Annotated in this window: 15 protein-coding genes and 1 tRNA gene; 10 read left to right on the plus strand and 6 right to left on the minus strand. The window is 58.7% G+C overall.

All coding sequences use genetic code 11. The features are described 5' to 3' along the window. The first annotated feature begins 63 nt into the window (after positions 1 to 63). From grxC to K6117_RS02315, 4 genes are all read left to right on the plus strand, one after another. A complete protein-coding gene (gene grxC / locus K6117_RS02300) occupies positions 64 to 321 on the plus strand; it encodes a glutaredoxin 3 (RefSeq protein WP_221792137.1) in 258 nt (85 codons plus the stop codon). A 22-nt stretch (positions 322 to 343) separates the two neighbouring features. Further along, positions 344 to 1,183, plus strand: a complete 840-nt coding sequence (locus K6117_RS02305) for a carbon-nitrogen hydrolase family protein (protein ID WP_221792138.1) — start codon at positions 344 to 346, stop codon at positions 1,181 to 1,183. Next, complete coding sequence (locus K6117_RS02310) at positions 1,180 to 1,692, plus strand: DUF1178 family protein (RefSeq protein ID WP_221792139.1); 513 nt, start codon at positions 1,180 to 1,182, stop codon at positions 1,690 to 1,692. The genes K6117_RS02305 and K6117_RS02310 overlap by 4 nt, the downstream gene beginning before the upstream one ends. Positions 1,693 to 1,744: 52 nt before the next feature. Then, positions 1,745 to 1,821, plus strand: a tRNA-Arg gene (locus K6117_RS02315). Positions 1,822 to 1,853: 32 nt separating this feature from the next. Here the strand turns inward: K6117_RS02315 and copD are convergent. Together copD and copC are read right to left on the minus strand one after the other, a co-directional pair. After that, positions 1,854 to 2,705, minus strand: a complete 852-nt coding sequence (gene copD, locus K6117_RS02320; protein ID WP_221792140.1) for a copper homeostasis membrane protein CopD — start codon at positions 2,703 to 2,705, stop codon at positions 1,854 to 1,856. A 3-nt stretch (positions 2,706 to 2,708) separates the two neighbouring features. Next, positions 2,709 to 3,095, minus strand: coding sequence for a copper homeostasis periplasmic binding protein CopC (copC, locus tag K6117_RS02325; protein WP_221792141.1), 387 nt, complete (start codon positions 3,093 to 3,095; stop codon positions 2,709 to 2,711). A gap of 211 nt (positions 3,096 to 3,306) precedes the next feature. Here copC and K6117_RS02330 point away from each other — a divergent pair, with 211 nt between their 5' ends. The 6 genes from K6117_RS02330 (at position 3,307) to K6117_RS02355 (ending at position 8,300) form a co-directional block, all read left to right on the plus strand. Then, positions 3,307 to 3,576: a hypothetical protein gene (locus K6117_RS02330; protein ID WP_221792142.1), complete on the plus strand. Its 270-nt coding sequence runs from the start codon at positions 3,307 to 3,309 to the stop codon at positions 3,574 to 3,576. Position 3,577: 1 nt separating this feature from the next. Continuing rightward, positions 3,578 to 4,015 (plus strand): periplasmic heavy metal sensor, encoded by a 438-nt coding sequence (locus K6117_RS02335; protein WP_221792143.1) that lies wholly within the window; start codon positions 3,578 to 3,580, stop codon positions 4,013 to 4,015. Further along, positions 4,012 to 4,575 (plus strand): RNA polymerase sigma factor, encoded by a 564-nt coding sequence (locus tag K6117_RS02340; RefSeq protein ID WP_343211728.1) that lies wholly within the window; start codon positions 4,012 to 4,014, stop codon positions 4,573 to 4,575. Before K6117_RS02335 ends, K6117_RS02340 begins: the two co-directional genes overlap by 4 nt. 55 nt (positions 4,576 to 4,630) lie before the next feature. Beyond that, positions 4,631 to 6,367: a copper resistance system multicopper oxidase gene (locus tag K6117_RS02345; protein WP_281422087.1), complete on the plus strand. Its 1,737-nt coding sequence runs from the start codon at positions 4,631 to 4,633 to the stop codon at positions 6,365 to 6,367. After that, positions 6,364 to 7,365: a copper resistance protein B gene (locus K6117_RS02350; protein WP_246604765.1), complete on the plus strand. Its 1,002-nt coding sequence runs from the start codon at positions 6,364 to 6,366 to the stop codon at positions 7,363 to 7,365. Before K6117_RS02345 ends, K6117_RS02350 begins: the two co-directional genes overlap by 4 nt. Before the next feature lie 149 nt (positions 7,366 to 7,514). Then, the gene (locus K6117_RS02355; protein ID WP_221792144.1) at positions 7,515 to 8,300 is read left to right on the plus strand and encodes a copper resistance protein B; all 786 of its coding nucleotides are present in this window, start codon (positions 7,515 to 7,517) and stop codon (positions 8,298 to 8,300) included. Positions 8,301 to 8,313: 13 nt separating this feature from the next. Here K6117_RS02355 and K6117_RS02360 read toward each other — a convergent pair whose 3' ends face one another. From K6117_RS02360 to K6117_RS02375, 4 genes are all read right to left on the minus strand, one after another. Beyond that, entirely contained in the window at positions 8,314 to 9,471 is a 1,158-nt protein-coding gene (locus tag K6117_RS02360; RefSeq protein ID WP_221792145.1) for a M20 aminoacylase family protein, read from the minus strand. Between the two features lie 4 nt (positions 9,472 to 9,475). Beyond that, entirely contained in the window at positions 9,476 to 10,012 is a 537-nt protein-coding gene (locus K6117_RS02365) for an Lrp/AsnC family transcriptional regulator (protein ID WP_221792146.1), read from the minus strand. A 19-nt stretch (positions 10,013 to 10,031) separates the two neighbouring features. Further along, positions 10,032 to 11,432 (minus strand): aminotransferase class III-fold pyridoxal phosphate-dependent enzyme, encoded by a 1,401-nt coding sequence (locus tag K6117_RS02370; protein WP_246604766.1) that lies wholly within the window; start codon positions 11,430 to 11,432, stop codon positions 10,032 to 10,034. A gap of 115 nt (positions 11,433 to 11,547) precedes the next feature. After that, a complete protein-coding gene (locus K6117_RS02375; RefSeq protein ID WP_221792147.1) occupies positions 11,548 to 12,627 on the minus strand; it encodes a tartrate dehydrogenase in 1,080 nt (359 codons plus the stop codon). Positions 12,628 to 12,638 lie beyond the last annotated feature (11 nt).

Below are 12,638 nucleotides of genomic sequence, written 5' to 3' on the forward strand. Positions count from 1 at the left end.
CCGACTTGACAGATGCGGGGTTCAACCACAGTTGGGAAGTTAGGATTGAATAGCGGAGCCTCCATGACCAAGGTTGAAATCTACACCAAATTCTATTGCCCTTATTGTGTGCGCGCGATTGAGTTGCTGCAAAGCAAGGGCGTCGAGATGGTGGAATATGATGTGACCATGGGTGGCCCGAAAAAAGCGGAAATGGTCGAACGCTCGGGTGGGCGCATGACCATGCCGCAGATCTTTATCAATGACCGCCATATTGGCGGGTGCGACGATCTGGTCGCGCTTGATCGTGCGGGCGGGCTTGATCCGCTGCTCGTCAACTGATCGCCGATATGAGGGATCGGGCATGAACATGCTCCGCGCCGCCTTGCTGCAAATGTCCGCCGGGATCGATCCGGCTGCCAATGCCTTAGCGATTGAAGACGCGATGGCGCGGGCTGCTGAGGCCGGGGCGACATTGTTCTGCACCCCGGAAATGAGCAACCTCATCGACCGCGACCGCACCCGCGCCGCCAGCCATATCGTGGCAGAGGGCGATGATGAGGTGCTGCGCCGTATCCGCGCGGCGGCTGCCAAATATCATCTCTGGGTATTGATCGGCTCACTCGCGGTGCGGCATGAAGGAGAAAACGGCAAATATGCCAATCGCTCGTTCCTGATCGACGACACCGGCGCAATCCGCGCGCGTTACGATAAAATGCACCTGTTCGATGTCGATCTCGCCAGTGGTGAAAGCTGGCGCGAATCCAATGCCTATGCAGCGGGCAACACCTCAATCGTCGGCGACACGCCTTGGGGCGGCATCGGCCTGTCGATCTGCTATGATGTCCGCTTCCCCGCGCTCTATCAGGCATTAAGCGCCGCCGGGGCAAATATCCTGTCGATCCCCGCCGCCTTTACTGTCCCTACGGGCCTGGCGCATTGGGAAACGCTGCTACGCGCCCGCGCCATTGAAAATGCGTGCTTCGTCATCGCCACGGCCCAGACCGGCCTGCATGAAGATGGTCGCGAAACCTATGGCCATAGCTGCGTGATCGATCCTTGGGGGGAGATATTGCTCTCGCTCGGGGAGGAGCAAGGGCTTGGCATTGTCGATTTGCCACTCGATCGGATCGACGATATTCGCGCTCGCATTCCGGTGATCGCCCATCGTCGCCCTATTCCCACAGCACAGGTGACCAAATGATCGTCTTCGATCTGCGCTGCCAACATGGCGGCCATGTATTTGAAGCGTGGTTCGGCTCATCCGCCGATTATGAATCGCAACAACAACGCGGCCTGTTATCCTGCCCGATCTGCGGCGACACGGTGATTGAAAAGGCGGTCATGGCCCCGGCAATCGGTCCCAAGGGCAATCAAAGCCGTGAACACAACCCGCAACACCAAATGGCTGAAACCGCCAATCCCGGTGGCGGTGGAGGTGATGCGCCCTCCGTTCCGATGACAGCCCTCGACCCACAGGCGGTCAAGTCAATGTTGAACGCGCTCGCCACCGCACAGGCAGAGGCGCTGAAATCATCGACTTGGGTCGGCAAGGATTTCGCCGATCAGGCCCGCGCCATGCATGAAGGCGATATCGATCAAGCACCGATCCACGGTCAGACCAGTCTTGATGAGGCCCGCGACCTGATTGAAGAGGGCATCGGCGTCATGCCCTTGCCCTTTCCTGTCCGCCCGCCCGGCATGGATAATTGACCACTGGACCGATTGACCGCTGGACCGATTTCCCGCTAACGGTCGCCTGCGTGCACCCGTAGCTCAGCAGGATAGAGCATCAGATTCCTAATCTGGGGGCCACTGGTTCGAATCCAGTCGGGTGCACCATTATTTACTTGAATATTTATAATTTTCCGAAGTCAGGCTTGCGGATCAAGCGTGCCAAGATATGCCACCAAGGCGATGACTCCGATCCACAAGGTGGTTTCGACCATCAGCGACAGGCGCAAATGGGTGCGCGCGCCGGGGGTTTCGCGTTCCAATTTCGGTGTCAACAGCCAGCGATTGGCCCCGGCCAAACCGAGCATCCCCGCAAATAGCAACAGCTTCGCCCCCAATATCCAGCCATAATTGGCGGAGAGCAATGCAGGCAATCCTGCGACCCCGACGATCATCACCACATTCACCGCGCCGGTGAGCAAGAGTAACGCAACGATGACCGACCCTGCCCGCGCAAAATGGGCGAGGTCAGCGGCCAGTTTCAAAGTGTCACGCCCGCGTAACGCCGCCAGTAAAAAGCTCGCCAATGCGCCGAGCCATGCCGCCGCCGCCAGCATGTGGAGCATATCCGCCACCAGATGCGCCTGCCCCCAAGGGCCTTCGGTCGCCGCCGCATGGCCATTCCACGCAAGCGTCGCCAGCGCGACCATCGCGGGCAAGAGCAACAGCCAAGGCCGCGCGGGCAGGACCAATAACAGCAATAATGCGGCGATCCGGACCTTGATCGCCAACCCCATATCGGTCTCATGCAGCATCATCTGCACCGCAGACCAGTCCGGCTGGGTGATCGGTGTGCCTGCCATGGCCGATGCGCTGGCCAACAGGCCAAAGCCCGTAAATCCAAGCGCCGTCAGGATCAGTACGGAAAATAACGGACGTGAAAATGGTGCCAGACCGCGGACAATAAACGCGCGATAGAGCGGCAGACCGGCAAGCAGGCCAAGGCTCAGATACAGACCAAGCCGCGCCGCGATCAGGCATCCATTTTCCATGACTTATTTCACATTGAAGTTGAATTTGCCCTGAATCCGGTGCGTATCCGCCGCCACCGCATGCCAGTTCAGTTCATAGCTGCCCGCAGGCAAGGCACGCGGCAGGCTGGCTGCCAAGGTCTTGCCATCGCCCTTCACGGCGGTGGTGAAGCCCTTGATCGGCATCGGTTCATGGCCTGCCATCCCCGGCATGCCGGTCATCACCAGTTCAAAGCTGCTGAATTGCGGCACCAGCTTTTCGGAGAACGTCAGGCTGATTTCCTTAAGCTTGGACACATTGCTATTGGCCGCAGGTGTGGACGACACCAATTTGGGATGCGCCATTGCCGGGGCGGAAACAGCCAGCGCAGCGATAAGTGGCAAGGCGGACAGCAGGAAATGACGACGCATAGATATATCCTTCTCAAATGCACGTGAAAGAAATAGGCACTTGCATGGAATACGGCAGGCGTGGGCTTATCCCTCATCTGACCAGCATCTTTCTCGCACATTTTTTCGACCGCCTGCCCGCCCGATCATCTGGACATGCCATCAGGGCAATGAAATGATGCGAGTGAAGCCGCCTCGTTATGCGTATAACGACATGAGGAGATAACAGCCCATGAATGAGCTAGACGAACAATTGCGCGGCCTGCAAGGGCTGCCGATCCATCCCCGGATCAACCGCATCGGCGATGGGGTGATCTATGCTGCCGGTGTCCGGCGCGATGGCCGCATCGCGCGGCGGCAAATGTTGATGTCGGCCAGCCTCGCCTTGGTGATCGGCGTGGCGAGCAGCGTCCTGCCCGGCGAAAATGTCCGCGCCGCCGTGCCGCACAGCGATATTTTCGGTACATCCACCTTGGCCCCCTCGCAATTATTGGGACAATGAGATGCTGAAGGGCCGTCATTATGCGGGCATCGCTGCTGTCGCGTTTCTCGCGGCGCTGGCCGGGGTCGGCCTTGGCCGTCATTTCATGCCCCAACCTCCACAGGTGAACGAACTGCATCATTTGATGCATGAGGAACTCAACCTCGACCCGGCACAAGAACAACGCATTCACGCACTGGAACTGCATTATAATGCGCGGCGCGCGGCGCTTGAACATGAGATGCGGCAGGATAATGCCCTGCTCGCCGCCGCAATCCGCGCAGAACATGGCTATGGCCCCAAGGTCAGCGCGGCCATCGACCGTTCGCATCATGCGATGGGGGAACTCCAGAAAGAAACATTGCGCCATGTCTTTGCTATGCGCAACGAACTGCGCCCGGATCAGGCCAAGCGCTTTGAAGACGCCATTACATCAGCTCTGACCGCCCCCGAACGGTGACGCCAGCCCTGCCAGCGTTGACGGATGGCGAACTCGCCCGCCGCGCCCTTGGCGGGGAGCAATCGGCGTTCGCCTGCCTGATGGAACGGCATCGCAGTGGCGTGTACCGCCTTGTCCTGACCCAGACCGGCGATCCTGATGAGGCCGTCGACATCACGCAAGAGGCGTTTATCGCCGCCTTTGCCGCGCTGGATCGTTATGATGCCGAACGCCCTTTTCGGGTCTGGATCTCGCGCATTGCGATCAATAAATGCCGGGATTGGGCAAGGCGGCGGGCGGTGCGCCGTTTCTTCACCTTCGCCACGCCGATTGAAGAGGCTTTTGAAATCGCCGATCTTGCCGCCACGCCGGAAGAGCAGCTCACGCACAGCCACGAACAGGAAAAATTGATCGCCGCCATCACCCAATTGCCGCCCAAGCTGAAAGAGGTGCTGATTTTGCGAACCATCGAAGAATTTTCGCAAAACGAGGTGGCGCAGACTTTGGGGATCACCGGCAAAGCCGTTGAAATGCGCCTTTATCGCGCGCGGAATATGTTGCTGGGATTGTTGAGGGATTAAACGCGCCCTCGCGTATATGTTCATGAATGGTCTGACACAGGGAAACCGATCCGGCATGAACAAGATGATATTAGATCGACGCGAATTGATCCGCGCCGCCGCTGGCCTTGCGGGCGTGGCGACATTGGGCAGCATGTTCCCGGCATGGGCGCAGGCCGTATCCAAAGGCATCGCGCCCACCCTCGGCACTTTAACCGGCGAGGATATTGCGCTGACCGTCGGTCATTCCGAATTCACCACGGGCGGGAAAAGTGGCCATGCCATTACCGTGAACGGCACCCTGCCCGGCCCGTTGATCCGGCTGAAAGAGGGTCAGCGCGTCCGCCTGTCCGTCGCCAATACATTGGATGAAGACACCTCGATCCATTGGCACGGCCTGTTGGTGCCATTTCAATTCGATGGCGTACCGGGCCTGAGCTTTCCGGGGATCAAGCCGGGCGAGACCTTTACCTATGATTTCCCCATCGTACATGCGGGGACCTATTGGTATCACAGCCATTCCGGCATGCAGGAAGCGATGGGGCATTTCGGCCCGATCATCATCGATCCTGCGGGCGAAGATCCGGTCGTGTATGATCGCGAACATGTGTTGATGCTATCGGATTGGAGCTTTACCCATCCGCATCAATTAATGACCCGACTGAAACAATCGGGCGGCTATTTCAACGGCCAGAAACAGACTGTCGGCGGCCTGCTGGCGGGCAAGGATCAACCGTTGAAGGACCGGCTGGAATGGGCCGCGATGCGGATGGACCCTACCGATATTTCGGACGTGACCGGATCGGTTTATCGCTATCTCATCAATGGTCATGGGCTGGAGGAAAACTGGACCGGGCTATTCAAGCCGGGTGAAAAAGTCCGGCTGCGGATCATCAACGCATCGGCGATGACCAATTTCAACTTCCGCATTCCCGGCCTGTCGATGAAAATCGTGCAGGTGGACGGCCAGCATGTCGAGCCGGTGGAAGTCGACGAATTCCAGATCGCCGTCGCCGAAACCTATGATGTGATCGTCGAACCGACCGACGCACAGGCCTTTGGCATCATTGGCGAGGCTATCGACCGTTCGGGTCTGGTCCGCGCGACATTAGCCCCGGCCAGCGGCATGGTCGGTGCCGTGCCGAAGCTGCGCGAGCGTCCGTTATTGGGCATGAAAGACATGGGCATGGACCATCAAATGCCCGCCGTGCTGGACCTGAGCCAGCCGGACACCAGCGCGGATCATGGGTCGATGAAGATGCGCGATCCTGCCAATGCGCCGGGCGTGAAAATGAGCCCGGCGGTCGCGACCATTTCCCCCATGCCCGCCGATCGCGTGGGCGACCGGCCCACCGGGCTGGAAAATGTCGATCATCGCGTCTTGCGATATAGCGATCTCAAGTCGCTCACCCCCCATCCCGATACGCCCGCGCCCAGCCGCAGCATCGATCTTCATCTGACGGCCAATATGGAACGCTATATGTGGTCGCTGGATGGCGAACGGTTGAGCGAGCGTACCGAGCCTTTGGCATTCCGCCATATGGAGCGCGTGCGGATCAACCTGATCAACGACACGATGATGCCGCATCCGATCCATATTCACGGCCATTTCTTTGAACTGGTCAATGGGCAAGACCGCGCTAAACAACCGTTAAAGCACACGGTGAACGTGCTCCCCGGCGGCAAGATCGCCATCGATCTCACCGCAGATGCGCTCGGTGACTGGGCGATGCACTGCCATATGATGTTCCATATGGACATGGGCATGTTTCGCATCGTCAAAGTCCGCCATGAAGAAGGAGCACCAGCATGAAGCTGTCTCTGCTGACCAGCATGGCCGCGCTGGCCATCGCCCAAACCGCCATCACGCTGCCCGTACAGGCACAAGAGCATCAACATGATGCCGCGACGCCCGTGGCGTCTGCGCCAGACGCATCTCAACCCGTGGCAGATGAGATGGACCATGAGGGCATGGCGATGGATCACGGGGCGATGGACCATGGCCAAATGGACCATAAAACAATGGACCACGGCGCCATGCACCACGGCCAGATGAAGCCCGACATGATGATCGGCCACATGCCCGCGCCCAAAGCCCCAACGGATTGGGCCGCCGATGCCATCCATGGCCAGCCCGCCATGGCCGCGGCGCGCGCGGCCTTGTTCAAAAGCACAAGCGAGACAATTTCGCATATGGTGTTGGCTGAACAGTTCGAATATCGGGCCAGCGATGCGGGCGATGCGTTCGCGTGGATGGGTCGGGCCTGGTATGGCGGCGATATCGACCGTATCCTGATCCGAACAGAAGGCGAAGCCAAGATCAACGGGACGGTGGAATCGGCGGAAGTTCAGGCGCTGTGGAGCCATGCCGTCGCCCCTTATGCCAATCTTGAAATCGGCATTCGCTATGACATTCGCCCCAAGCCGAACCGCGGCTATGCCTCTATCGGCATTGATGCGATGCTGCCTTATTGGATTGAAACGGAAAGCGCGCTCTTCCTGTCGGATAAGGGCGATGTGCTCGCCCGCGCCGAATTCTCGCACGATATGCGGATCACCAATCATCTGATCCTGCAACCTCGGGTCGAGTTCACCTTGTCCGCGCAGGATATAGAAGAACAAGGGATCGGCAGCGGCCTAAGCGATGCAGAAGTCGGCCTGCGCCTGCGTTATGCCCACACGCCTGCCTTTGCGCCTTATGTGGGCGTGCATTGGGAACGCAAATTCGGTGATACCGGGCGCTATGCACTGGCAGAGGGGGAAAGCCGGTCCAGCACCAATTTTGTCGCAGGCGTGCGCTTCTTGTTTTAACGCCGGTTTTAATGACGGCATAGCCTGCCGCCCCGACGAAATTTTCAGAACAAATCACGATAGATGTGCCGCCCAATGGTCTTTTATGACCAAAGGGCGGCGCTAAAACTGATCACATTATTGAAAGTCAGGATGAGAGGAATACGCCAATGTCCCGCGAAAACCCGCTGATAGCGATGATCATGGGCGGGCTTTGCGCATTGGCCCCGCAATCGGCGTCTGCGATGGAGATGGCCAATCTCGAATCCGGGCCGGTGCAGCAGGTGCATTTGCAAGATAGCCATCCCGCAGGCCTGAAATGGGAAGGCGGGTTTGAACTGCTGGAAATGGCGATCAACAACAAGGAAGAACGCCTCATCTGGGAAGGCGGTTTGTCCTATGGCAGCGATCTCCACCGGCTTGTGGTGAAATTCGACGGCGGCGGAGAAATTGGCCGCCGGGTCGATGAGGTAGAGACGCAATTGCTCTATGCCCGTCAGATCAGCGATAAAGTGGCTCTGCTGGGCGGCGTGCGCCATGATTGGCGCGGTGCGCCCCATAATAATTATGCCGTCATCGGCACGGAAATCGCCTTTTCGGATATTCTCTCATCGGAAAGCTTTGCCTTTCTGTCTGATCGCGGCGACCTGACCGGCGAAACCGAATTGTTCATCGAAACACCGATCAACCCCCGCTTGCTGGTCGATGTGCGGGCGGGCCTTGGCTGGTCGGCACAATCTATTCCTGATGAGGATACATGGGCGGGGCTGAATGAGGCGGAAGTCTCGCTGCGCCTGCGTTATACCGGCCACCAACGCATCGTTCCTTATATTGGCGTGGCGCATGGCCGCTTGCTCGGCAAGACTGCCGACATGGCGAGGGCTGCTGGCGAAGAACGGAATGCAACCCATTTCGTCGCAGGGCTGTCTCTCGCCTTCGGCAGCAATCAGGACTGATTGCGCCGCAACCTCACAGGCTCAGATGCGTTTCCACCAATGCGACATGCATATGAATGCCGGTCGCCATCACCTCATCATTAAAATCATAGCCCGGATGATGCAGCGACGGTGCGCCATCATGCTTGGCCTGCCCCAGCCAGAGATAGGCACCGGGCCGCGCCTGCAACATGAAGGAAAAATCTTCTGAGGTGAACGCCGGATCGGGCGCGCGCAGCGCCGTGCCGACTGTCGCCGCAATCGCCAGCGCATCCTCAGCGGCCTGTGCATCATTGATGGTCGCGGGATAATAACGGTCATATTCAATCTGCGCCGTCAGGCCATGCGCCAGCGCGACACCCGCCATGACCTGGCGGATTGCCGCCTCGATCACATCCTGCACCACGGGATTGAAGGTCCGCACCGTGCCGCTGACCCTCACCTCGGCAGGTATGACATTATGCGTGTCGCCGCCATGGATTTGCGTGACCGACAACACCGCCGATTCCGTCGCCGGGATACGTCGGCTAATGATTGTGTTCAGTTGCTGGACCAGATCGCTCGCCGCCAAAATGGCATCGGGCGATTTATGCGGCAGGGCGGCATGTGCGCCTTGGCCGATCAAGGTGATCGCGAATTTATCCGCCGCCCCCATGATCGGGCCAGCGCGGGTCGCGATTGTGCCTGCGGGCAAATCCGGCCAATTATGCAGCGCGAATACGCGATCACACGGGAAACGATCGAACAGCCCTTCTTTGACCATCACCCCCGCGCCGCCCATGCCCTCTTCGGCAGGCTGGAAGATGAAGTTCACCGTGCCGTCGAAATCACGGGTCCGCGCCAGATATTGCGCCGCGCCCAACAGCATCGCCACATGGCCATCATGGCCGCACCCATGGAATACGCCGGGGGTGCAGCTTGCATAAGGCAGGTTGGTCTGTTCCTGCATCGGCAGGGCATCCATATCGGCGCGAAGACCGATGGAACGATCCGACGTCCCGACTTTCAACACGCCGACAACCCCGGTCGTGCCGATCCCTTCATGCACCTCCAGCCCGATCTCGCGCAGCGCATCGGCGATGCGGGCGGCGGTGCGATGTTCCGCAAACCCCAATTCGGGGTGGCGATGAATGTCGCGGCGGAATGCCACCAAGGGTTCAACCAGATCTGCGACATCCGCGTGCTGCGTCATATATTTATTCCAGCTCCGATATATCCCGGTCTGATGCCTCACGCTCTGCCGCCTTGGCGCTGAACAGGTTTTGGATCGGGTAATGATGCTTGATGAACGGTGATTTGATCACAACATAGCTGAAATATTTTTCGATGCCATAATCGCCTTCGAGCATGCCCTCGATGATTTCCTGATAATGGCCGACGCCGCGCGTCATGAATTTCAGCAGATAATCATAGCCGCCGCTCACCAAATGGCATTCGACGATTTCATCCAGCTTGCGGATCTTCGATTCAAACCGGGAAAAATCGCCGATACGATGTTCGGTCAGCGTGACCTCGGTAAAGATCGTGAGGAACTCGCCAAGCTTGTGCAGGTTCAAATAGGCCCCATAGCCGGTGATATAACCGGCCTTTTCCAGCCGCTTGGCCCGTGTCAGGCACGGGCTGGGCGACAGGCCGACCGCATCCGCGAGTTCGACATTGGTGATCCGGCCAGACTGTTGCAGCTTGGCCAGAATCTTTAGATCGATACGATCCAGCTTAGGACCCGGCATCATCCGATCTTCTCCTCAAGCTTCAGGCGATTGCCGCGCGGATATCGGCCGACGACAACAATTCGTCCAACGTTTCGCGGATCCGCGCGAAAATCATGTCCATCTCGTTATCGTCGCAGCACAGCGCGGGCGCAAGCCCGATAATATTGTCGCCAAAAGCACGGAAAATCACGCCTTTGCGATAGCCCGTCTCAAACAGCCGCGCCGGGACGTTCAACGTCGGATCGAAACGGGCCTTGGTGGTCTTGTTCGCTACCAGTTCAATCGCGCCCAACAGCCCCTGCCCGCGCGTATCGCCGACCAAGGGATGATCGGCCAGACCGGCAAGACCCGCCGCAAAACGGGCCGCGACCTTCTGGCCATTGGCGAGAATACCCCCCTCGGTATACAAACGCAGCACTTCCAGCGCGACCGCCGCGCTCACCGGATGGCCGGAATATGTAACACCATGGCCAATCGGCACCGCCGGGTCCGCGCCATTGGCGATGCCCTGATAGACCGTATCCGACATCATCACCGCACCCATCGGCGCATAGCCAGAGGTCAAGCCCTTGGCCATGGTCATCAAATCCGGCGATACCCCGTCATGTTCACAGGCAAACATCGGGCCGGTGCGGCCAAAACCGGTGATGACTTCATCCACCACCAGCAAAATATCCAATTCCGTGCAGGCCTGGCGCATCGCGGCCAGCCAGCCCTTGGGCGGCACGATCACGCCGCCGGACCCGACAACCGGTTCACAGAAAAACGCCGCGACCTGATCCGGCCCGCCCAATGCGGCAACCTTGTCCTTAAGGCTATTGACCGAACGCGCGATCAATTCCGCATCATCGGCGGCATCGGAGCGATAGCCATAAGGCGGCGGAATATGATGCTGGACCGAGGTCGGCATGTCGAAGAAACGGTGGAACACCGGCAGGCCGGTCAGGCCGGAACCCGTGGCGGTCGATCCATGATAACCGCGTTCCTGCGCGATGAAATGCTTCTTGCTCGGCTTACCGATGGCATTGAAATAATGGACGATATAGCGAATGGCCGAATCCACCGCATCAGAACCGCCAAGCGTGAAATACACATGGTCCAGCCCCGGTGGTGTCAATTCCACCAGCCGCTCCGCCAGCCGCACCGCCGGTTCGGACCCGAAATGGAAATAGCCGGTCGCATAAGGCAATGCGCGCATCTGGGCGGCGGCGGCTTCGACCACGCTTTCCTGCCCATAGCCGATATTGACGCACCACAGGCCCGCAAAGGCATCGAGCAGTTCATGCCCATCCCCATCAGTCAGCCACATGCCCTTGCCCGTGGAGAGCAATTTGACGCCCAGCGCCTCATGCTCGCGGAACGAGGTGACCGGGTGGATCAGATGATCGCGGTCGATATCAACAAGGGAACGGCTCTGTTTCGACATGGGTGCTATACTCATCTATGTTGAGCATCAAACCTAAGCCTTGGTGGACGAAGGTTTCGACTGACATATGAGAATTGCCGCGCCCTGTTGCGCCTTTTTCAGTCAGGGCGCGGCATAAAATGCTGTGCAATCAGGAGAGCGCGTCCGCCACGGCCTTGCCGCACGACACAGTATTACCCGCGCCCTTCAGATCGCCGGTGCGAAGCAATGGTTCGGCCAGCACCATTTCCACCGCCCGCATGATCGCATCGGCGGCGGCCTGTTCGCCCAGATGTTCGAGCATCATCGCCGCCGACCAGATCTGGCCGATCGGATTGGCAATGCCCTTGCCCGCAATATCCGGGGCGGAACCATGCACCGGTTCAAACAAGGACGGGAATTTGCCTTCCGGGTTGATGCTGCCCGATGGCGCGACGCCAATCGTGCCGGTGCAGGCTGGCCCCAGATCGGACAATATGTCGCCGAACAGATTGGACGCGACCACGACATCGAAGCGATCCGGATTCATCACGAATTGGGCGGTCAGAATATCGATATGATATTTATCCCAGCGCACATCGGGATAGGATTTCGCCATATCCTCCACCCGTTCATCCCAAAAGGGCATGGTGATGGCGATGCCGTTCGATTTGGTGGCCGAGGTCAGATGCCGTTCGGGGCGACGGTTCGCCAGTTCAAACGCATAACGCAGCACGCGGTCGACGCCGTAACGCGTCATCACGGTTTCCTGAATGACGATTTCGCGGTCGGTGCCGGGGAACATATGCCCGCCGACCGAGCTATATTCACCCTCGGTATTTTCGCGCACGATCCACATATCGATGCTGCCCGGTTCGCGCCCGGCAAGCGGGCTAGGCACGCCCGGCATCAACCGCGCCGGGCGCAGGTTGATATATTGATCATATTCGCGCCGGAATTGCAGCAGCGACCCCCAAAGCGAAATATGGTCCGGCACTTTTTCCGGCCAACCGACCGCGCCAAAGAAAATCGCATCCGGATGGCCGATCTGCTCTTTCCAGTCATCGGGCATCATCTGGCCATGCTTCAGATAATAATCGCAATGGGCGAAATCATGCCATTTCTGGTCAATCGTAAAGCCATAAAGCGAGGCCGCGCGTTCCAATACGCGCATGCCCTCTGGCATCACCTCTTGGCCGATACCATCGCCGGGAATGACGGAAATTCGATAATTTCTTGCTTTATCAGTCATATCAATCCCCT

The organism is Alteraquisediminimonas sediminicola (assembly GCF_019740335.1).
In the GTDB taxonomy this organism is placed as follows: Bacteria; Pseudomonadota; Alphaproteobacteria; order Sphingomonadales; family Sphingomonadaceae; genus Alteraquisediminimonas; species Alteraquisediminimonas sediminicola.